This window comes from Rhizobium sp. Pop5 (assembly GCF_024721175.1).
Taxonomy (GTDB): domain Bacteria; phylum Pseudomonadota; class Alphaproteobacteria; order Rhizobiales; family Rhizobiaceae; genus Rhizobium.
In genome coordinates this window covers 443,358-465,811 of record NZ_CP099402.1, presented here as the reverse complement: position 1 = coordinate 465,811, position 22,454 = coordinate 443,358, and the positions used below count along the sequence as shown (strand labels likewise).

Here is a 22,454-nt window from a genome sequence, read left to right as displayed (position 1 = left end):
CGCCGCCCAGCGCGCGCGGCGACATGCCCCGCCCGCCAAAACGAGGATAAATCATGTCAGAGGCACATGGAGCCGACGAGGCGCTCAATCGGGTAAACACGCATTCCAAGCCGTCAGACCTTCGCATCACCGACATGCGGATCGCCGAAATTGTTGGCGCGCCGTTCACCTCAGTGCTGCTCAAGATTTACACCAACCAGGGCATCGTCGGGCTTGGCGAGGTGCGCGACGGTGCCAGCGCCACCTACGCACTGATGCTGAAGAGCCGGTTGCTTGGCGAGAACCCTTGCGACATCGACCGCCTGTTTCGCCGGATCAAGCAGTTCGGCGGCCACGGCCGGCAAGGTGGTGGCGTATCGGCGATTGAAATCGCCTTGTGGGATCTTGCCGGCAAGGCCTATGGCGTTCCCATCTACCAGATGCTTGGCGGCCGTTTTCGAGACAAAGTGCGCGTCTATTGCGATACCGATGCCGCGGTGCCGAGCGGCACGGCGACCGGCAAGCGCCTCAAGCAGCGCATGGAGCTTGGCTTCACCTTCCTCAAGATGGATCTTGGTCTGATGCAGATCGCTGATGTCCCCGGTGCGGTCGTGTTTCCTGCCGGCTCACTGGAAGGATACCGCGAAGGTCCCCGTCGCGGCCCGCTGAAGACTATTGAAGAGCGGCGTCTCCGCAACGCTGCATACGATCTGCATAACGTCCAGCACCCGTTTACCGGGCTCCACTTTTCCGACAAGGGCCTCGATCTGCTCGAGCAATATATCGCCGAAGTGCGTGAAGTGATCGGCATGGATGTGCCGCTGGCGATCGACCATATCGGCCATATCTCGATGCAGAACGGCATTCGCCTTGCCAGGCGAATTGAAAAATACGTGCCGGCCTGGCTCGAGGATGTGATCCCATGGCAGTATACCGAGCAATACCGACAACTCCAGGACGCCACCACGGTGCCGATCTGCACCGGCGAGGATATATACCTCAAGGAGGGCTTCGAGCCGCTGCTCAATAGCGGCGGTGTCTCCGTCATCCACCCGGACCTGCTCACGAGTGGGGGCATCCTCGAGACCAAGAAGATCGGCGACATGGCGCAGGATCGGGGTGTCGCCATGGCCATCCACATGGCGGAAAGTCCGATCGCGGCGATGGCCGCCGCACATGTCGCGACCGCGACCGAAAATTTCATGGCGGTCGAATACCATTCCGCCGATGTCGACTGGTGGGACGATATCGTCACCGGTCTTCCCAGGCCGCTGGTGAAGAACGGTTTCATCACCGTTCCGGACAAGCCGGGCCTCGGGATCGACGATGTGGTCGACGAGGTGATCCTGCAGCATCTGCAGCCGGGCGTCGCCGGCATCTGGCAGCCTACCGATCACTGGGACAACGAGTATTCCTGGGATCGCACCTGGAGCTGAGGCAAGGGAAAGAAGATGAAGATCACTGATCTCCGCTGTGCCGTTATCGGCAGACACCCGATCGTCCGGATCATCACGGACGAGGGCCTCTACGGCCTGGGCGAAGTCGAATTCACCAAGACGTACCTCAAGCCATTTGTACTGCATTTCCGTGAGGCGCTGATCGGCGAGGACCCGACCGACGTCGAAAGAGTCATGCTGAAAATCCGCCAGCGGGGCTCCTTCAAGCCGTATGGCGCGGCGGTGAGCGCGATCGAGCATGCGCTGTGGGATATCGCAGGCAAGGCTGCGGGCGTGCCCGCGTATAAACTGCTCGGCGGCAAAGTGCGGGACAAAGTCCGCGTCTATAACGGCTCGGTTCGCCGGAAACGCACTGGCGATCGGCCGGAGGACTACGCCGCTGACGTCAAGTGGATGATGGAGCAGCCCCAGAACTTCTTCATGATCAAGCAAGGTATCTCGTTCCATTCCAACATGAAGGACAGCATCGAGGACTTCCACTACGGCGTGACGCAAAAGAAGGCCGGTTATCACGGAGCCATGGACCAGGGCGTGATCAGCGAGCGCGGCTTCAACCATATGCTCGACTGTGTGATCGCGATGAAGGAAGTGCTGGGCGACAAGGTCAGCCTGGCGCTCGACTGCGGCCCGGGCTGGATGCTGCCCGATGCGATCAGGTTCGCTCGCGCGGTCGAGAAGTACAATTTGATGTGGCTCGAGGACATGCTGACAGGCGATTACGTGCCGTGGGTCAACCCGCAGGCCTATCGGGAGCTGACAACCTCCACCTCAACCCCGATCCATACTGGTGAGCAAATCTACCTGCGGCACAATTTCAAGGAATTGATCGAGACGCAGGCGGTACGCGTCATCGGGCCCGACCCAGCCGATATCGGCGGCATTGCCGAGCTCAAATGGGTCGCCGAGCACGCTTACATGCACTCAATCCTGATGTCGCCGCACGGCACGGCTAACGGGCTGCTCGGCCTCGGCGCATTGATCAACGTCTGCGCCACGCTGCCGGCAAATTACATCGCTTTCGAATATCCGACGGCTTCCGACCCCTGGTGGGAGGATCTGGTCATCGGCCTGCCGTCGCAGATCGTCAAGGACAGCATGGTGGACCTGCTGGAAGCGCCAGGATTGGGGCTAGACATCGACGCCGAAGGAGCCAGGAAATATCTCATGGAAGAGGATGCCGGCTTTTTCGACTGAAGAGGAGCGGCCACGCATGTTGCGTTGATAGTATCGTCCGCCGTTTATCCAGCGGCCGCGGCACCGGAGAGAGGCTGCCGCTGTGAAATCAGGTGCGCTTGCTCCCGCGCAAGGGAGCTCAGCATCTGGCGCGCGACGCCGGGCGCCACATGATGGGGAAGATGGCCGACGCCCTCGATCAATCTGACGATCGGACAGGGGTGCTTCTGCCTGAGCCAGTCGATATGCCAGGACGGCTGAATGATGCGATCTTCCGTGCCGAACAGGACGTGCAGTGGAAGATCGCCGGGCAGGTTCTGCAAAAGCTCCATGTCCCTGTTGAACGCTCGCAGCTCGTTCGCCATCGTCTCGATCGCGCCCGGATTGACCACATGAGCGGCTGGCAGCGTCGACAGATGAGGAGGCAAGGGGTTCGGATATGATGAGGATTTCAGGCCGCGATCAAGAAAGAAGTCCGCCCATCGGCTGATCACGTACCGGCGGATCAATGATCCGACCACCGGAGCTGCGGACGCCCGCAGGAGTGGTAGGGACTTCGAAGGAACAGGCCTGCAGCAAGGCGAAATAAGCAGTAATCCGCTGACCAGCTCCGGCCGCCGCGCAGCCAGATGCAGTGCCGGCGCGCAACCGATGGAGTGCGCGACCACCGGGATCCCGCGCAGGCCCAATGCATCGAGCAGCCGTTCGAGCCAGATCGACTGGCCGACGGGTCCCCGTTCTGCCGGAGGAAGCGGGTCGCTGAAGCCGTAACCGGGACGATCGGGCGCCACTATCCGGAACTCGCTCTGCGCAAAGGGAAGCAGAACCTCCTCGGCCAGGCTCCCGCAGCCATGGAGCACAAGCACCGGACTTGCATTCAAGTCGCCGCTCTCCAGAACATGCACCTGATATTTGTCGACGTGGTAGATCTTGCCGATCCGGGGCTGCAATGCCTGGTGCTTCAACATGATCCAACAAACGCCGCAGCGCGTTCTCGGTTCCGCCACGCTCACGCCCGGCTCAACAGGGCTGCTCCACCCGTAGGGTGCCGCCGGTAAGCGGCGGCAATCGGCAAACTCCTCGAAGCGATTGAGACCTTTTGCCGTAGAACACTCAGCTTCGGCGGGCTATAAAGTTTTACGCTACGTTGGCTTTCTATCGGTAACCGATGCCTAGTCCTCCCGACTCCTCTGACGAAAGTGCAGGCAACCCGGCCACGGGTCGCAATCAGCCAGCAGATTCGACAACTCAAAGAACCGCTTCGAATTCGACGGGAACCACCCAGGCCGAAGATCCACAACTTCAGCACGGATCCTTCGGCCAAACTCGGCAGGCGGCAAGCAATCTATTACGTGCGCTGCTCCAAGATTTGCAGGCGAGTTCTGGATTGGCGAGGACCAAGGCAGCCACTTCGTTTTTGAGGCGGAAGCTAGGAAGGTCGATGCGGCTGGTCACCTCATCAATCCCAACAAAATTGGCGAGCGCTGCTCTAGCCCGAGCCGGGCGCGTTATTCGCGATCGGGGTGCCCATCCGCGGGAAAGTCGCCAGCGCCGATCGCTTCGGGCGGGCTGGTGGAAGTTCGCTATGGGCGCGGTTTTGCTGGTCTGTCTCCTCGTGGCCAGTATGCTGGTGTGGGCACTAAAAGATGTCCCCTGGAGCGAAATACGTGACGGAACGTTAAAGCCTATCGTGGTGCTGGAAACCGCAGATGGCGGGCCTTTGGTAAGACAGGGCCCCTATCAAGGGCCATACGCCCAATACGGCCAGTTCCCGTCCCATCTGATTGATGCCGTCCTTTCGATCGAGGACCGCCGGTTCATGGATCATTTCGGCGTTGACCCCAGGGGGATCGGCAGGGCGTTCCTCCGGAACTTGGAGGCTGGCTCGGTGGTAGAGGGTGGAAGCACAATCACCCAGCAACTCATCAAGCTGCAATACCTCGACAGCGATCGAACGATAAAACGAAAAATCCAGGAAGTTGTCATCGCCGTCTGGTTGGAATGGAAGCTCGGCAAGCGGGAAATCCTGACGCGCTACCTCAACAGCGTCTATCTTGGCGCGGGCGCAACCGGCATGCCTGCCGCCGCGCGGATCTATTTCAACAAGGATATCGGTGCCCTTGACCTGCCGGAGTCGGCGATGCTGGCGGGGTTGCTGCGGGCGCCCAGCCAATGGAATCCCATCGACAATTTTGAAGGCGCCCGTCAGCGCACCACGGTCGTGCTCGATGCGATGGCGACCAATGGCAAGATAACCGCGCCAGAGGCGGCGGAGGCGAAGGCGAGCTTTGCCAAGCTGCATCCAACGACGCCGACACCACGCTCCGGAAGCTGGTTTGCCGATTGGATTTCGCCGCAGGCGAGCGAGATCGCCGGCGCCTCGCCAGGTTCGACGACGGTGCGCACGACGCTGGTGCCGCAGTTGCAGCAGATCGCAGAAAAAGTCGTGAAGAGCGCCTTGAACGGGGAAGGACACGCAGTCGGAGCATCGCAGGCCGCTTTGGTCGCGATGACGCCGGACGGCGCGGTCGTTGCCATGGTTGGTGGGCAAGACTACAAGGCAAGCCAGTTCAACCGGGCCGTCACCGCGATGCGCCAGCCGGGTTCCACCTTCAAGCTATTCGTCTATTACGCAGCACTGAAAGCTGGGCTCACCCTGGCCGACCAGGTTCTGGATGCGCCAATTGACGTCGACGGCTGGTCGCCGGAAAATTCGGGCGGCAACTATCGCGGTTGGGTAACGCTTGCCGAAGCGTTCGCGCGATCGCTCAACGCTGCGTCAGTAGCGCTTGCCGAAGAGGTTGGGATGGACCAAGTAATTGCCGCAGCGCGCGAGCTCGGCATTGATGCGCCGCTTGCCAATACCCCGTCTTTGGCGCTTGGCACATCCGAAGTAAATCTGCTTAATCTCACCAGCGCCTATGCGTCCGTCCAACTCGGCAGGGCGCCCGTCAAGCCATGGGGTATCATCGACTTCCAAGCGGCAGGACAGCCCAAGGCCTTTCGGGTAGGGGCACAATCAAAGCCGAGTGTCGATCTTTCGCCCTACCAGTCCAATCTCCTCGAGCTCCTGCAGTTGGTGGTCGAGCGCGGCACTGGACGTGGAGCAGATCCCGGCACCTTTGCGGCCGGCAAGACTGGTACCAGCCAGAATAATCGCGATGCCTGGTTCGTCGGCTTCACGGAATCGCTCGTCGTCGGCGTCTGGGTTGGCAATGATGACGACACGCCGATGAAAGGGGTGACGGGGGGCGCCCTGCCAGCGCATATTTGGCGGGACTTCATACGCGAGGCGGCGGCCGAACCTCTGGATGGTGTGCGATCGACAGAAGCGGCAAACGGCGCCCAAGGCGCGGCGCAGTCCTGCAACATCACCGCCTGCTCACGCAGCTATCGCTCCTTCCGGCCGTCCGATTGTACCTATCAGCCGTACTCTGGCGGTCGACGGCTCTGTGAAAAGTGACGGGGTGCGGCCGGGCTCGTCACGGCAAGCGGTCACTGCCTGATGAGCGGTGATGTGATTGTGCGATGACAAATGGAAGACATATCGGAACATCGACTCCCGCTGTATCGATGACTTAACGAATTTCTTCCGGACTTGACGCCAAATCAAAGTTACTTAATCTAAGCATCGGCAGGACCCGTTGGGAGGAGGGGCCGGCATTTGCGATCCTTGTCGCACCATCTTCATCTCCCAAAGCCATGATTCCGGATCGTCCACCGCCGATTTTCAACAGGATAAGCCATGCCGCTCACCATCGCCCAACGCTTCGACAGTCTGAAGGTCCGTATCACAGAGCTCGCGCATTGGCGGGACCGGTATAGCAGCCCGATCGATGGCTGGACGTTCGAGGGCGAGCCGATCGCCCATCACCAGGACTGGCCGCATCGCAATGGGGTCGTGCATTTTGCCGCGAGCGCCGAAGCGCCGGAGGGCTGGCCTCTTGAAGATATCCGCCTGCAGCTCGATCTCGGCGGCGAGAGCCTGATTACGCTGAGCTACCCCGACGGCGAGAGCGAGACATTCGGTCTCGATCCCTACCATCAGGAATTCCCGGTGAAAGGCCGCCGCTTCTCGATTGCGACGGAAAGCGTTGCCCGCTTTCCCTTCGGCGAGCCGAACCGCGCGCCGAGGCTCAACAAGGCCCGGCTGATCTGGCGCGACGGCCCCGTGCACCGCTTGCACCTTCTCCTGAAGCAGGTTGCCGAGGCGATCGGCGCGCTCGGCGAGCATGAGGTCGTGCCGCATATGGTGGACGCTGCCGAGCGCACGCTGCGCAGCCTCGACTGGCCGTCGGATACGGCGGCTTACATCTCCCGCACATCAGACGCCGTCATGCAGCAGAAGATCTGGGAACTGCCGGAGCTTCAGGAAAATCCGGCGGGTCTCACGGACGAGGAGAGCGCTTCGGCAGCTGCAGCCTTCGACGCCCTGACGGTGCGGCTGAAGGAACTGCAAAAGCGCTTTCCTCCGAATGGCGAACTGGTGCTGACGGGCCATGCGCATATCGATCTCGCCTGGCTCTGGCCCTATCGCGAGACGCGGCGGAAGATGCGGCGCACGTTCAACACGGCGCTTTCGCTGATGGAGCGTTCGGAGGATTTCCGCTTCAACCAGTCGACTGCCCATTATTACGCGCAGATGGGAGAGGAAGATCCCGAGCTTCTCGAGCGCATCAAGAAGGAGGTCGCGGACGGGAAGTGGGAGACGGTCGGCGGTATGTGGGTCGAGCCCGACACCAATATGCCGACCGGCGAAAGCCTCGTCCGCCAGGTGCTCTACGGCCAGCGTTACTTCGAAAAGACGTTTGGCGCGCGCCATACGGTCTGCTGGCTGCCGGATTGCTTCGGTTTCTCCGGGGCGCTGCCGCAGATCCTGAAACAGGGCGGCATCGACAGCTTCTTCACCATCAAGGTCAACTGGAGTGAGACGAACCACATCCCCTCCGATCTCTTCTGGTGGAAGGGCCTCGACGGCAGCCGGGTGCTGACCCATACCTTCGACAATCCGATGCAGGGCTATAACGGCTTCGTGCAGCCGGATTGCTACCTGCCGACATGGAAGAATTTCCGCGGCAAGACGCAGCATCACGCCTCGCTTCTCGCCGTCGGTTACGGCGACGGCGGCGGCGGGGTCACGCCCGAGATGGTGGAGCGCGAAGTGCAACTGCGCGATTTCCCCGCCATCCCGCAAGCGCGCTGGGGCACTGTCAAGGGCTTCTACGAGCAGGCGCACCAGACCGCATCGGAGAAGAAGCTTCCCGTCTGGGATGGCGAAATCTATCTCGAACTGCACCGCGCGACACTGACGACGCAAAGCGGCGTCAAGCGCAAGCACCGCCACGCCGAACGCGCGCTCATCACCGCTGAGACGCTCGCTTCGCTCGCCCATATGCTCGGCGCGGAGAAGCCCCGGAGTCTCGAGACGGATTGGCGCGTGGTGTTGAAGAACGAGTTCCACGACATTCTGCCGGGTTCGAGCATCCGCGAAGTCTATCAGGATGCGGAGCAGGAGCTCGGCGGCGTTATCGACCATGCCAAGGCCGAGCAGCACAAGGCCCTGCAGGCGCTCTCGGCCACTCTGCCGAAGGGCGGCGTCACTGACGCGCTCATCGTCGTCAATCCGTCACTTGCGGCCCGGCCGCTGAACGCAACGCTTGCCGACGGCACGGCGCTTTCATCAGCCGAGATCGTTGCTCCCTTGTCCGTCGCGGTCTTCGATAGCAGCGCGCTGCGGCCGGCAGGCGGGCTGAAGGCAAGTTCCGATCGCCTCGAAAACGATCATCTCTCGGTCGTCATCGGCAGCGACGGGGCCGTTGCCAGCCTCATCCACAAGGCGAGCGGCCGCGAGGCGGTCGATGGCTCCGCCAACCAGCTCTGGGTCTATCCGGCCGACAAGCCGCGCAACTGGGACGCCTGGGATGTCGATGCCGATTATGCCGAAAAGGGCGTCCGTCTCGAAGCGCCCGAAAGCATCAGCCTCGTCGAAAGCGGCCCTCACCGCGCGGCGATCCGCGTCGTGCACCGCTACCGCAATTCGAGCGTCACGCAGACCTATGTTCTGACAGCCAATGCCCGCCGGCTCGATATCGAAACGACGATCGACTGGCACGACCGCCGCACGCTGCTGCGCACTCTGAATCCGGTCGACGTCCAGGCCCGCAAGGCGACCTTCGAATGCGCCTTCGGCATCGTCGAGCGGGCAACGCACACGAACACCTCCTGGGAACAGGCGATGTTCGAGGCCGCCGCCCATCGCTTTGTCGATATCAGCGAGCCGGGCTTCGGCGTGGCGCTCCTCAACAATGCCAAATATGGCCACAGCGCCCGCGGCAATGTGATCGGCATGAGCCTGGTGCGCGGGCCGATCTACCCCGATCCCTTGGCCGACGAAGGCGAGCAGAGCTTCACCTATGCGCTGATGCCGCATGACGGCGCCTGGCATGAAGGCGGCGTCCTCGACGAGGCGCTTGACCTGAACCAGCCGCTGGTGACGGCCGAAACCAACGGCCTTTCCGCCGGCAGTTTCTCGCCGCTGACGGTCGCAGGCACCCCTGTCGCCTTCTCCGGCCTGAAGCCGGCGGAGGAGGGCGAGGGCCTGATCCTGCGCCTCTATGAACCCGCCGGCCGGCGTGGCCGCTTTTCGCTTACCCTGCCTTCGGGATGGACGGCGTCGCAGCCGCTCAGCATTCTCGAAGAGCCGATGGAGCGCCAAGGCTCCGCCGACATCATGCCTTTCGAAATCAGGAGCTGGAGGCTGCAAAAGGGCTGATCACGCCTGCCCCATCCGCTTGCGGCGGCGCCCAAAATGGGACAAACTGGACAAATTGGCCATTTGAGACTATATCAGTTCGTGTAGGAACGGAGATAGTATCATGGCTGGTTCTGAGGTGCGGCTGCACCGTGCGCGTCAGGCAAGGGTCGCCGATCGCGTCGCCGCCAAAGTCGCCGACGTGCTGAAAGCCGATGCCACATTCGAGTCCGGCTCGGTGGCCCTGTCGGCCAGTATTGCGGGCGCGGCGGCCGCGGCGATTGTCGATCTTCCCGTCAGCGTGCGGCGCGAGCTCAGCAAGCGCCAGGGTGAACTTGCCCGCCGCATTCGTGGTCTGGTCGAGACGTTCACCGATGCGCCCGGCAGCGGCAAGATCGCCCTCGAGGTTCCAAAGGCTGTGGAACCCTCCGGCGGCGAAGGGCTCGGGAAGATCGTCACGGCCGAGGAGGGCGCGCGATTGCTGGGCGAACTGGCGATCGCCCGCAGGCTGGAGGATTGGGCTGGGCCGGTTGCCGGCGCCAGCGAAATCCAGCGCGATTTTGGAGTCGCGCGCTCCACGCTCAATCGCTGGCAGCATGCCGGCGAGGTCATCGCACTGTTGAAGGGAACGAGAAAGCACGTCTATCCGATCGAACAATTCATCGACGGGCGTCCCGCAAGCGGCATAGCAACGGTCGCCGCGCTCGTTTCCAATCAGCGGGTCGCATGGCTGTGGCTCACCCAGCCGAACCCCATGCTGGGCGGGCGCAGGCCCATAGACCTCCTGAAACAGGATCGCGCGGACGAGGTCATCGACGCGGCTCAGACCTATTTCGCCGCGCAATGAGGCCCGACAAAGCAGTCCTGCAACGTCTCGCCGTTCGGGCTGATGTCACCGACTATGTCAGGATCATCGCGCGCGCCGCTCGCTCTCATCCTCGATGGGCTGCAGGTTACTGTCATGGACGCGGAATGATGTCCGGCTGGTGAGATCCCGCCGGCTCGACCGGCGGTCACGGCTGCAAGCCGAGACTCGCCAGCAATCGGCTGACATAGGCTTCCAGGCCGCCGACCATGTCGAAGCGGTCGGGGTCGCGCAGCCAGAGCATTTGCAGGCCGTCCATCACGGCGATCAGTTCGGCGGCCATCGCGCGGCTGTCGGTCTTGTTGTCGATCGAACCGTCGGCGATCGCCCGCTCGAAGGTCGCGGCGATGCCGTTCTGCATCTCCACGGCGCGACCAAGAAACCAGGCCTTGGCGGGGTGATCCTTCATCAGGCTCTCGGCATTCAGGATGGCGAAGGCCCTGACGACCTCGATCATTCCGGCGTTGCGGCGGAAGACCTCGACCATGCCCTTCAGCAGGGCGCTGAGATCAGAGCGATAGTGCCCGATGAAGTCAGCGCTATCGAGATCGCGCTTGGCGAGGATCGCGAGCAGCAGATCGACCTTCGTGGGGAAATGATGCAGCAGGCCGGGCAGCGACAGGCCGACATCCCGGGCGATGTCGCCGATCGCGGCACTCTGGTAGCCGTCTTCGGCAAAGCGGCGCATCGCTGCCGCCAGGATTTCCGCGCGGCGCTCCTCTCCCTTGCGGGAGCGGCGCCGGCGCGTTTGCGTCTCTCCGGTGTCTGCTTTTGAAAGTTCTGCCATGGTCTCCCGTCTGCCTCTTCCCCCGGCGATCGGCAAGCCTCCGGCCGATTTCTGCAGCATCCATTCATACAACACGCTCGGCCGGTTGACATCTTAAAATTACCGAGTAATCGGTAGGTTTAATAATTGCTGAAGGCGACCCAAGCCCGACGGATGGCTTGCGGCGCTCGCAATGTCTTCGAACGGGAGGTTTGCATGATCGATTCCATTCTCGACAAGATGACGCTCGAAGAGCAGGTCTCGCTGCTATCAGGCGCCGATTTCTGGACGACCGTTCCCGTCGAGCGCCTCGGCGTGCCGAAGATCAAGGTCACGGACGGGCCGAACGGCGCCCGCGGCGCCGGTTCGCTGGTCGCAGGCGTCAAGGCGACCTGTTTTCCTGTCGCCATCGCGCTCGGCGCCAGCTGGAACCCCGATCTCATCAGGCAGATGGGCAGGGCGCTTGGGCGCCAGGCGAAGAGCAAGGGTGCTGCCGTACTGCTCGCGCCGACGGTGAACATTCATCGTTCCGGCCTCAACGGGCGCAATTTCGAATGTTACTCCGAAGATCCGATGCTGACATCAGAACTCGCCGTCGCCTATATCGAGGGCGTGCAGGGCGAGGGGATCGCGGCAACGATCAAGCATTTTGCAGGCAATGAATCCGAGATCGAGCGGCAGACCATGTCGTCCGACATCGATGAGCGAACGCTGCGCGAAATCTACCTCCCGCCCTTCGAACAGGCCGTCCGCCGCGCCGGCGTGATGGCCGTCATGTCTTCCTACAACCGCCTCAACGGCACCTATACGAGCGAGCATCATTGGCTGCTGACCAAGGTGTTGCGTGAGGAATGGGGCTTCGACGGCATCGTCATGTCCGACTGGTTCGGTTCGCATTCGACCGCCGAGACGATCAATGCCGGTCTCGATCTCGAAATGCCAGGCCCGGCGCGCGACCGCGGCGAAAAACTCGTTGCCGCCGTGCGGGAAGGCAAGGTGGAAGCAGCGACTGTGCGGGCGGCGGCCCGGCGCATGCTGCTGCTGTTCGAGCGGGTCGGCGCATTCAAAAGCAAACCCGATCTCACGGAACGGGCGATCGACCTGCCCGAAGACCGGGCGCTGATCCGGCGTCTCGGCGCCGAAGGCGCGGTCCTCCTCAAAAATGATGGCATCCTGCCGCTTGCCAAGACTTCGCTCGACCGGATCGCCGTCATCGGGCCGAATGCCGCGAGCGCCCGGGTCATGGGCGGCGGCAGCGCGCAGATCGCCGCCCATTATACGGTGAGCCCGCTCGAAGGCATTCGCGCGGCTCTTTCCAATGCCAACAGCATCAGCCACGCGGTCGGCTGCCGCCATAACCGCCTGATCGACGTGTTCAAGGGCAAGATCGCAGTCGAATATTTCAAGGGGCGCGGCTGCAAGGGCGATCCCCTCCATGTCGAGATCGTCGACAAGGGCGAATTCTTCTGGTTCGAGCTGCCGTCAGGCGAACTCGATCCCGCCGATTTCTCGGCCCGCATGACGATGCAGTTTGCTCCGGAAGAGGCCGGCGAGCATGTATTCGGCATGACCAATGCCGGGCTGGCGCGGCTCTTCGTCGACGGCGAGCTCACGGTCGACGGCCGTGAGGGCTGGACGCGCGGCGAGAACTATTTCGGCACCGCCAATGACGAACAGCGCGGCGCGATGACGCTCGAAGCGGACCGTTCCTACGAAATCACCGTAGAATATGAGCCGTCCACAGCGAGCGAGGAGGGGATCAATCTCATCGCCGTCCGTTTCGGCGTCGAAAAGCCGCTCGGCGAGGCCGATATCGAGGCCGCGGTCGAGACGGCCCGCAATGCCGACGTGGCCCTTCTTTTCGTCGGCCGCGACGGCGAGTGGGACACGGAAGGACTTGATCTGCCCGACATGCGGCTACCGGGCCGCCAGGAGGAGCTGATCGAGAAGGTGGCGGCCGCAAACGTCAACACCGTCGTCGTGCTGCAGACCGGCGGCCCCATCGAAATGCCCTGGCTCGGCAAGGTCCGCGCCGTGCTGCAGATGTGGTATCCCGGCCAGGAACTCGGCAATGCCGTCGCCGACGTCTTGTTCGGCGATGCCGAGCCCGGCGGCCGCCTGCCGCAGACTTTCCCGAAGGCGCTTTCCGACAATTCCGCCATCACAGGCGATGCCGCCGTCTATCCCGGCAAGGACGGGCATGTGCGCTATGCCGAAGGCGTCTTCGTCGGCTACCGCCATCACGATGTCAGCGCCGTCGAGCCGCTCTTCCCCTTCGGCTTCGGCCTTGGCTACACGCGCTTCCGCTGGAGCGAACCGCGGCTCTCGGCGAGCGAAATGAGTTCCGAAGGCGTGACCGTCAGCATCGACGTCACCAATATAGGCGACCGGCCCGGCTCGGAACTTGTCCAGCTCTATGTCAGTTCGCCGAAGGCGAAGGTGGAACGCCCGGACAAGGAGTTGCGCGCCTTCGCAAAGCTTTCGCTGCAGCCCGGCGAAACCGGCACGGCCACGCTGAAGATCACCCCGCGCGATCTCGCTTTTTTCGACATCGAGACCGGCGCCTTCCGGGCCGAAGCGGGGACCTATCAGCTGATCGTGGCGGCGAATGCCGCCGACGTCAGGTCCGTCATCGACCTGCCCTCGCCCTCCGGCTATCTGCTGCCGACGTCGTACTAAGCGGCAGAAAGGCCCGATGCATACCCACCGGCAAGCCTGCTGCTGGTCGGCGCGCCCATTAAACATGGACGCGCCCGGTGCTGCCTCGCTTGGTCGATCTCGCGGGGGGCTGATGCTACTCGCGCCGGTCGAACGTTACTTCTGCGGGATCATGACATAGGCTTCGCCGCCGTTGCGGTCATGCTGGAAGATGAAGCGCTTGCCCTTGATGATCGCGACGAAGGGCTGGTTGGGCTTGTCGTTCATCGGGACGTGGTCGGCGAATTCGGCGACGGTGCGCAGGAACTGGTCGTGCAGGGTCGGGTCGCTGCGGTTGGGGCTGGTGATGGCGCATTCGCGGCCCGGCTTGATCTGCACGGACATGGAATTATCCTTCGTGTTGCCGTCCTTGCCGCCGTTCAGATCGAAGAAGTCCGTGACGCCATAGCGCTTGGCGCCGCTGATCCCAGCCGTGAAGGACGGAGCGGTTTTCAGGCAAAGGTCTTTGAAAGCCTTGATGGCGATATCGGTCTTGCCTGACGCCACCGGCGGGGCGGCTGCCGACGCGGTGCAAACCGCCAATCCGGCCATCATGGCGAGGCAAATTGCTGCGGACCCAATATGATGTGTAATGTATCGACGTGTCATCGTTTTCCTATCTTTCCGTCTCGTCATTCCAGTGGCGTGGGACATGCGCACGGAGTGACGTATGCATCCCTAAAGTGATCGCATGAAGAATTTGCAACCATCACATCAGGCTGGTCGCCGCTGGTCCGCAAGCACCGCGGAGGCCGCCGATTTCAAGCGGGCGGCGGCGATCGACAGGGGTACCGGTTCCATCCGGAAATACTGATCTCAAGGCGCTGAACGGGCGTCGTGCCGGGATAAATGGGCGGCGTTGTTTGCCTGCTGGCTCGAAATACTACCGGGAAAGCCGGTTGTCCTGGGTTAAGCGGCGGGATGCACGCGGGCGCTTCACGGGTTGTTAGGCATGACTGTTTCTGCACACTTTTTTAGTTGTGGAGGCGCGCTGAAATCCGTTTGCAAACCACATAGGATTGCATTACCGTCAAGCACACTTGGAAGTTATAACGCTCGCATTGCATTTCGGCTTTTTATTCTCCCCGTTGCTTCGGCACGACATTCGGATAGGCCCTGCATGCATCCAGATAGCCAGTTCACCCATGCCGATAACGCGGCGCTTATCTTTAACGAGCTGAAATTTCGCTCGCTGACGGTCAAGAACCGGCTCTTTCGATCGAACATATCAGGCCAGTTCGACGACTATAACGGTCATGGCGGGAATGCCCGGCTGAACTGGGAGGAGAAGTTCGCGCGTGGTGGTATCGGCTGCATCATCTCCTCCTTCACGCCGGTCTCGGTGCGTGGCCGCATCCTCGTGCGTTACGCTATGATCGACAACGACGACAAGATCCCCTTCTGGCGCGAGGTCGGGCGCCGGGTTCACAGCCATGACTGTCGGTTCATCATGCAGCTCAGCCATTCCGGCCGCCAGCAGGACATGGGCGGGGTCGAGAACCTGTTCAACAAGGGCCTGAGCTCGACCGACAAGAGCGACTATTTCCATGGCCTGCTCGCCCAGGCGATGACGAAGCCCGAGATCGCCGAGGTGGTGGAGCAGTTTGCCCAGGGGGCGCGGCGCGCCCGGGAGGCGGGACTCGACGGTGTCGAGCTGCACGGCGCCAACGGCTATCTGCTGACGCAGTTCCTGAGCTCCGGCATCAACGACCGGACGGACGAATATGGCGGCGGCTGGGAGGGCAGGGCGCGGTTCGTGCTCGAGATCGTCAGGGCGATCCGCCGCGAGGTCGGCCAGGATTTTCACCTGCAGATGAAGATCAACGGCGTCGACCACAATGACTGGCTCTACCCGTGGATCAAGAAGGGCAACACGCTCGACGAAACCGTCAAGATCTGCACGATGCTGCTCGACGGCGGCAAGGGCGTCGACTCCTTCCACGTTTCGAGCGGCTCGACCTTCCCGCATCCGCGCAATCCCGCCGGCGACCTGCCGCTGGAAGACCTCCACCGCTGGTATGACGGCATGCTCTCGCAGGGCACGCGGGCGCCGATGAACTATGCGATCTTCTCCAATCCGGTGCTCGGGCGCGCCTTCCAGGCGCTCTGGCGCTGGCGCCGGGGCAAGGTCATCGAGGGCATCAATCTCGATTATGCCCGCGCCGTCTCCGAAGCGATCGGCAAGATCGATTCCGATATCAAGGTGCTCTGTACCGGCGGCTTCCAGCATGCCGACAGGATCGCCGAGGCGATCCGTTCGAGAGCCTGCGACGGCGTCACCATGGCCCGCCCGCTGATCGCCAACAATAATCTGCCGCAGATTCTCGCCCAGGCCAACGGCCCGGAGAAGGAATGTACCTATTGCAACAAGTGTCTGCTCAACGATCTCGAAAACCCGCTCGGCTGTTACGACCTCAGCCGGTTCGACGGGGCGACCTTCGAGGATCGCTACAGAGAGATGATCAAGCAGGTCATGTCGGTTTTCGAACCGCCGACCTTCCATTGAGGCCCGCATCGCACGCGCATCCGGAGGGGATCCATGAGCAGCGACAACGACCGCAAGACGCCCGTCGAGATCGCCGTCGCCCGTCACCGCCGCTGGTGGCTGGCCATCGTCGTGCTGCTGTTGCTGGCGGTCGTCTACTACCTGGTTTTCGTCAACCAGTATGTCGTCGCCTTCAAAAGCCAGAGCGATCATTTCATGCATGGCTCGATCGGCAGCGAGACGGCGACGGGACCGCCCTATTGGGTCTTCAAGGCCTTGCCGGTCATGTATGCCGACAAGCTCGGGCCGGAAGGCTGGAGCCGTTTCGGTTTCCTCTACGAAAAGCCGGATGACGATCTTCCGATCGGGGTGTCGCGCCGCGTGGTCTCAGGCGTCGAGCGGGTCTGGCTCAACTGTTCCGTCTGCCATGTCGGCACTTATCATCTGCCCGGCGATCCGGTTCGCCATCTCATTCCCGGCGCGCCATCCAATAATCTGCGCCTGCAGGAATTCATCCGCTTCTTCATCGATGTCGGCCGCGATCCGGGCTTTACCGCGGACGCGCTGGTTGCGACGATCGATAGTCCCAAGGTCGGCGGCGATCTCAATATTTTCGAGCGGCTGATTTATCGTTACGTGGTTTTCCCGAGGGTCAAGAGTGCCTTCCTCGACCTCGGCACCCAGCTCGATTTCGTCAAGCGCCAGGAGGATTGGGGTCCGGGCCGCGTCGACACGTTCAATCCCTACAAGGCGTTGCAGTTCAATTTTCCGATGGACGAGGCCCATATATCGGGTGCTGCGCTGAACGGTTCTTCCGACTATCCCGCCATCTGGCGCCAGCGCCCGCGCGAGGGCATGAACCTCCATTGGGACGGCAACAATGATTCCGTCGCCGAACGAAACCTGAGCGCAGCACTCGGCGCCGGGGTGACGCCCGTGACGGTCGACCGGGCATCGATCGCCCGCATCGAGGACTGGATGTGGGATCTGCCGCCGCCGCAATTCCCGGCCGCAGCCAAGATCGATCAGGCGAAGGCGGCGCAGGGTAAGATGCTGTTCCTCCATTATTGCGCCGATTGCCACGGCTTCAAGGACGCGAACGGCTACAGCTATGACAGGCAGCGTTTCACGCAGCTCGGCAAAACCGTGCCGCTCGCCGAGATCGGCACCGATGTCGGACGCTGGACCTCCTATACGGAAAATTTCGCCGCCGAGCAGAACCTGCTCTATGCCGGCTATCCCTGGCGCTTCAACCGCTTCCACAAAACCGACGGTTATGCCAATCACCCGCTCGACGGCATCTGGGCGCGCTCGCCCTACCTGCACAACGGCTCGGTGCCGACCCTGCGCGATCTGCTCGAGCCGAGCGCGAAGCGGCCCTCCGTCTGGTTCCGCGGCAGCGACGAGTTCGATCTCGCCAAGGTCGGCTATCGCTCGGATCAGTCGGCCGGCGGCGATCTCTTCCGCTACGACACGAGCCGGCCCGGCAACGGCAATGCCGGCCATGAAGGATATCGCTACGGCACCGAGCTGCCGGATGCCGCAAAAGACGCCCTCGTCGAATATATGAAAACCCTATGACCCAGTCGCGATCGCTCAGCAAATGGAAGGCACGGCATGCGGTCCTCGTCTGGATCGGCATCCTTCTGAACTTCGCCTTCGTCCTGCCGCTCATCTTCTGCCCGGAATGGATCCTCGGTCTCTTCGGCATCACCGTCAATCAACTGATCTGGCCGCGATTTGCCGGCCTGCTGCTCGGCATCCTGTCGATCTTCTACATCCCGGCGACGCTCGATATCGACCGCTACCGCGTGTTCGCCTGGCTCGCGGTCTTCCCCTCTCGCACGCTCGGTTCGGTCTTCTTCTTTCTCGCCGTCTTCGTCTTCGGCCAGCCGATCGGCTATCTCGCCGGCGTCTTCCTCGACGGGTCGATCGGCATTGCGACGCTCTTCTGTCTCCTGCGCATCCTGAAGCTCGAACAGAACATCTCCGAAGGGAGGCAGGCATGAGGCGCGTCTTCTGGAAATGGCTTTTCGCACTTCTGATCCTGCTCGTCGTCGGCGCCTTCGCGCTGTTCTTCCTGCTTTTCCGGCCGGTCGCCCAGCCGAAGACGAACGATCTCGCTGATGTTTTCAACCACGGTTCGATCGGCAATGAGGAAGCGCAGGGCATTCCCTACTGGATCTGGCGTGTCCTGCCGCAGCTCTTTCCCGACCATCTGCCGGCCAATGCGGATGGCTACCGCGCCTTCGGGCTTTACTGGCGCGCCGGCGACGAGGTTCCTGTGGGCTTGTCGGTCAAGACGCTCGGCGTCATCGAGCGCGTCGCGCCGAACTGCGCCTTCTGCCATCAGGGCAGCTACCGGCTGCGCGCCGACGAACCGGCGCGGCTGGTCGATGCGGGGCCGGGAACGCGGGTCAATCCGCAGGCCTATATCCGCTTCCTGATCGATGTCGGCGCCGATCCGCGCTTCACCGCCGACCGGGTGTTGACGGAGATCGGCCGAATCTACGACATGCCGCTCTGGGAGCGGGCGCTCTATCGCTTCGTGTTGATCCCGGCGACCCGGGCGGCTCTCCAGGACCAGGGACGGCGCTTCGCCTGGATGAAGGACAGGCCGGACTGGGGTCCGGGCCGGATCGATCCCTTCAACCCGGTCAAGTTCCAGAACCTGCATCTCGCCGACGACCACACGATCGGCAATTCCGACATGATGCCGCTCTGGTCTCTTGCCGATGTCACGGCCACCAATACGCGCCGCTTCTCGCTGCATTGGGACGGCTTGCAGACCGATCTCTACGAGACGGTGGTCTCGGGCGCGATCGGCGATGGCATGACCTATAAATCCTACGCGGGCACTGAAGAGGGCCTTCGCCGCATCACGGATTTCGTCCGCCTGCAGGGGCCGCCGCCGTCGCCCTTTTCTCCGCTCAGGCCGGAAGGCGATCCCTATCATGTCGATGCGGCAGCGGTCGATGCCGGCCGGACGATCTATGCCGCGCAGTGCGCCGTCTGCCACGATGCCAAGGGTGCGCGCTACCGGACGCCGATCTCGATCGTCGAAGTGGGCACGGACCGCCATCGCCTTGACATGTGGAGCCCCGCGGCCCGCGACCGCTACGCGGTTTACGAGCCTGGATATGCCTGGGGTTTTGCCAATTTCCAGAAGACCGACGGTTATGTCGCGACGGGTCTCAAGGGGCTGTGGCTGCGCGGTCCCTACCTGCATAATGGCAGCGTCCCGACATTGCGGGCGCTGCTGCTTCCGGCGGCCGAGCGGCCGACACAGTTCTACCGTGGCTACGATCTGGTGGATGCCGAGAATGGCGGCTTCGTGAGCGCCCCCGATACGCCGGGGCAACGCTACGGCGCGCTCTACGATACGAGCCTTCCGGGCAACGGCAATGGCGGCCACGTCTGGGGCACGGATCTGCCTGCCGAGGCGAAGGAGCAGCTGCTTTCCTATCTCAAGACACTTTGACTGGAGGGGTCGATGGCAAACGTCAGACAGCGCATCGTGCGGTTTCTCGCCTGGATCGTGGCGGTCGTCGTCGCCCTCGCCGTCGTCGCCGTTGCTGCGGTTGCGCTCATCGTCTGGTGGCTGATCGAGCCGGATTCCAGTCGGTTCGGCCGTGTCGAGGATGAGGCAAAGAAAGTCCATCGCAAGGTCGAGGAATTTCCCGGGGCGGGCGAGCCTTACTTCGCGGCGATGGACAAGGGTCTGCTCTTGCCGCCGGCCACCGGCGCCGATTATCCCGCCGAGATCAAGGAAGTCGCAACCGCCACCGGGCTCGATCCGGAGGCCGTGCGCAAGGCGGCGATCCGCGGGCAGAATGCCTGGATCGTCTGGACCGGGGGCAACGACAAGTTCTGGGATTTCGCTGCTAAGGCAACGATCGGCTCCTTCGACCTCCTGAAGACCGTTTCATCCTATCCGACGATGGCCTATGGCCGCGACAATCGCTTCCGCTATCTGGGGCTCGTCAACGAGCCTTGCTTCGACGCCCCGAAGAGCGCCGATCCCAATCATTGGGGGCTGTGGCTCGATCAGCGCAAAACGGACTGCGCCGCCGACAGTTTCGGCGGCAACGCCGAGGCCGATGCCCGTTATCCCGGCGTGCAGATCGGCTCGCGCGGCACCACGGTCAAGGTGAAGGGCGAAGACAAGAAAATCCCGGTCGGTTCTTATTACGGCGAGCCGACGGGCGTGGTGGGCCTGCGTCTCTTCCCCAATCCCGACTTCGACAGCAAGGCCGCCGAACATTGGGATGCGCTGCGCTATTATACCGATCCGTCCTACTACAACGACAAGGATCTCGTGCGTCCTTATCGCGTCGGCATGTCCTGCGCCTTCTGCCATGTCGGCCCCAATCCGATTAACCCGCCGAAGAATGTCGAAAGCCCGGAATTTTCCGAAATCTCCTCCAATCCTGGCGCCCAGTATTTCTGGGTCGATCGCATCTTCTTCTGGAACACCAGGCCGCGCGCGGCGGCCGGGCAGCCAGCCGAGAACGAGGGGAATTTCCTCTTCCAGCTCTTCCATACGAACCCGCCGGGTTCGCTTGATACCTCGCTGGTTTCGAGCGACTACATGAACAATCCCCGCACGATGAATGCCGTCTACGACGTGCTGGAGCGGCTGCGCATCGGAGCGAAGACCGGCAAGGAAATCATCAAGGGAGACGAGAAGGACAACAAGCAGGCGCAGGACTATCCGCAGACGGCGGCCTTTGGTTCGCTCTATGACAAGACGACGGGCACGGTTGCCTCCATGCGCGTGCTGAAGGACGGCGCCGATTCCGTCGGCACGCTCGGCGCGCTCAATCGCGTCTATCTCAATATCGGCCTGTTCAGCGAGGAATGGCTGCTGCATTTCCGCCCCTTCCTCGGCGGGCAGAAGATCTCGCCGATCCGCATCGCCGACGCCCAGAAGAACTCGGTCTACTGGCAGGCGACCGAAGCGATGACGCCCGACATGGCGATCTTCTTCCTGGTCGCCGCCCGCGCCGATCACCTCAAGGACACGGAGATCGGAGAAAAGGTACTTGCGGAGCGCGATCCGGCCGAGGTCGAGCGCGGAAAGATCGTCTTTGCCGAAAACTGCGCGGCCTGCCATTCGAGCAAACAGCCGGTGCCGGCGCCGGAGCTCGGGGTCGATCAAGGCATATGCGAAGGCGGCGGGTCCGGCCCGCATTATCGCGAATGCTGGGACCGTTATTGGGCCTGGGCGCAGTCGGATGCCTTCAAGGCCGGCATGGTCAAGCTCGTCACCGAAAAGGATGCCGATGGAAAGGATTTCCTAGACGGCAATTATCTCTCGACGGAGCGGCGCGTGCCGATGGATGTCGTGCGCACCAATGCCTGCAGCGCCATCGCCACCAACGGTCTTTCCGGCGACATCTGGGACAATTTCACCTCCTCTACCTACAAATCGCTGCCTCCGCCGCATGAGGTGACGGTCAATCATCCGGTTTCGGGGGCGGCAACCCCACTGCAGGCGGGAGGCAACGGCCGCGGTTATCTCCGGCCGCCCTCCCTCGTCAGCCTGTGGTCGACGGCACCCTTCCTGCTCAACAATTCGGTCGGCCACGAGGACAGTTATTACGGGACCGACTACTACAATCAGGACTATGCCGGCGGCTACGGCGGGCGCGACACGGCCTGCCCGGCGGCGAACGCCGACGATCCCTATCTGCCCTGCGTCGAAAACAGGCTTGGGGTTTTCGACCGGTCGATCCGCCAGATGCTCTCGCCGCAGACGCGCCGCATGGACAGGGTGACCGAGGCGCCGGTGCCCGGCTATATCTACCGGACAAGCGCCCCCTCCTGCCTCATCGTGCCGGCGGGCTTCGTGCCCGACAAGGTGAAGCCCTTCACCGGCGTGCTCAACAAGGTCGCCGGCTGGGCCTTCAAGAAGGACGGTTCGATCACCATCGGCCCGTTCCCGGCCGGTTTCCCGGTCAACGCGCTGACCAATACCGAGCTGCTTCCCGACAATGACGACGAGGACAAGTTCGCCAATTATAAGCGCCTGATCGCCAACGGCCCGGCGCTGATCGGGGCCTTTTCCGAACTCGGCGGGCAATGCACGCCGGAGGAGCTTGCCGATCCCGCCGTACTCGCGAAGGCCGAGAAGGTGGTGCGCGACACCAAGCTGATCGACCGCCTGGTGGGCTTGAGCAAGTGCCCTGACTACGTCGTCAATGGTGGGCACACCTTCGGCGCCGATCTCACGCAATCGGACAAGAATGCGCTGATTTCCTATCTGAAGCAGTTCTGAC

Annotated in this window: 14 protein-coding genes; 11 read left to right on the top strand and 3 right to left on the bottom strand. The window is 62.5% G+C overall.

What is annotated here, in order from left to right; genetic code table 11:
* Positions 1-53 precede the first annotated feature (53 nt).
* Together NE852_RS30150 and NE852_RS30145 are read left to right on the top strand one after the other, a co-directional pair.
* Entirely contained in the window at positions 54-1,415 is a 1,362-nt protein-coding gene (locus tag NE852_RS30150) for a mandelate racemase/muconate lactonizing enzyme family protein (protein ID WP_008532009.1), read from the top strand.
* Positions 1,416-1,430: 15 nt separating this feature from the next.
* Positions 1,431-2,630 (top strand): mandelate racemase/muconate lactonizing enzyme family protein, encoded by a 1,200-nt coding sequence (locus tag NE852_RS30145; protein ID WP_008532010.1) that lies wholly within the window; start codon positions 1,431-1,433, stop codon positions 2,628-2,630.
* A 44-nt stretch (positions 2,631-2,674) separates the two neighbouring features.
* On the opposite strand, the gene NE852_RS30140 is transcribed toward NE852_RS30145, so the two are convergent.
* The gene (locus NE852_RS30140) at positions 2,675-3,577 is read right to left on the bottom strand and encodes an alpha/beta fold hydrolase (RefSeq protein WP_258157188.1); all 903 of its coding nucleotides are present in this window, start codon (positions 3,575-3,577) and stop codon (positions 2,675-2,677) included.
* 200 nt (positions 3,578-3,777) lie between these two features.
* Here NE852_RS30140 and NE852_RS30135 point away from each other — a divergent pair, with 200 nt between their 5' ends.
* From NE852_RS30135 to NE852_RS30125, 3 genes are all read left to right on the top strand, one after another.
* A complete protein-coding gene (locus NE852_RS30135) occupies positions 3,778-6,072 on the top strand; it encodes a PBP1A family penicillin-binding protein (protein WP_037173676.1) in 2,295 nt (764 codons plus the stop codon).
* 282 nt (positions 6,073-6,354) lie between these two features.
* Positions 6,355-9,381: a glycoside hydrolase family 38 C-terminal domain-containing protein gene (locus tag NE852_RS30130; RefSeq protein WP_008532019.1), complete on the top strand. Its 3,027-nt coding sequence runs from the start codon at positions 6,355-6,357 to the stop codon at positions 9,379-9,381.
* Between the two features lie 103 nt (positions 9,382-9,484).
* Complete coding sequence (locus tag NE852_RS30125; protein ID WP_008532020.1) at positions 9,485-10,207, top strand: antitoxin Xre/MbcA/ParS toxin-binding domain-containing protein; 723 nt, start codon at positions 9,485-9,487, stop codon at positions 10,205-10,207.
* 166 nt (positions 10,208-10,373) lie between these two features.
* On the opposite strand, the gene NE852_RS30120 is transcribed toward NE852_RS30125, so the two are convergent.
* Positions 10,374-11,012: a TetR/AcrR family transcriptional regulator gene (locus NE852_RS30120; RefSeq protein ID WP_008532021.1), complete on the bottom strand. Its 639-nt coding sequence runs from the start codon at positions 11,010-11,012 to the stop codon at positions 10,374-10,376.
* A 195-nt stretch (positions 11,013-11,207) separates the two neighbouring features.
* Here NE852_RS30120 and NE852_RS30115 point away from each other — a divergent pair, with 195 nt between their 5' ends.
* Positions 11,208-13,670, top strand: a complete 2,463-nt coding sequence (locus NE852_RS30115) for a glycoside hydrolase family 3 C-terminal domain-containing protein (RefSeq protein ID WP_037173686.1) — start codon at positions 11,208-11,210, stop codon at positions 13,668-13,670.
* A gap of 135 nt (positions 13,671-13,805) precedes the next feature.
* On the opposite strand, the gene NE852_RS30110 is transcribed toward NE852_RS30115, so the two are convergent.
* Positions 13,806-14,240 (bottom strand): hypothetical protein, encoded by a 435-nt coding sequence (locus NE852_RS30110; RefSeq protein WP_245270641.1) that lies wholly within the window; start codon positions 14,238-14,240, stop codon positions 13,806-13,808.
* Positions 14,241-14,808: 568 nt separating this feature from the next.
* Here NE852_RS30110 and NE852_RS30105 point away from each other — a divergent pair.
* From NE852_RS30105 to NE852_RS30085, 5 genes are read left to right on the top strand one after another with little or no spacing between them, the layout of a single operon-like run.
* On the top strand, positions 14,809-16,194 hold the full coding sequence (locus NE852_RS30105; RefSeq protein WP_008532024.1) for an NADH:flavin oxidoreductase: 1,386 nt from the start codon (positions 14,809-14,811) through the stop codon (positions 16,192-16,194).
* A gap of 33 nt (positions 16,195-16,227) precedes the next feature.
* Positions 16,228-17,754 (top strand): membrane protein, encoded by a 1,527-nt coding sequence (locus NE852_RS30100; protein WP_008532025.1) that lies wholly within the window; start codon positions 16,228-16,230, stop codon positions 17,752-17,754.
* A complete protein-coding gene (locus NE852_RS30095) occupies positions 17,751-18,182 on the top strand; it encodes a hypothetical protein (RefSeq protein WP_008532027.1) in 432 nt (143 codons plus the stop codon). The genes NE852_RS30100 and NE852_RS30095 overlap by 4 nt, the downstream gene beginning before the upstream one ends.
* On the top strand, positions 18,179-19,654 hold the full coding sequence (locus NE852_RS30090; RefSeq protein WP_008532028.1) for a cytochrome c: 1,476 nt from the start codon (positions 18,179-18,181) through the stop codon (positions 19,652-19,654). Before NE852_RS30095 ends, NE852_RS30090 begins: the two co-directional genes overlap by 4 nt.
* Before the next feature lie 12 nt (positions 19,655-19,666).
* The gene (locus NE852_RS30085; protein ID WP_258157187.1) at positions 19,667-22,453 is read left to right on the top strand and encodes a hypothetical protein; all 2,787 of its coding nucleotides are present in this window, start codon (positions 19,667-19,669) and stop codon (positions 22,451-22,453) included.
* Position 22,454: the final 1 nt, after the last annotated feature.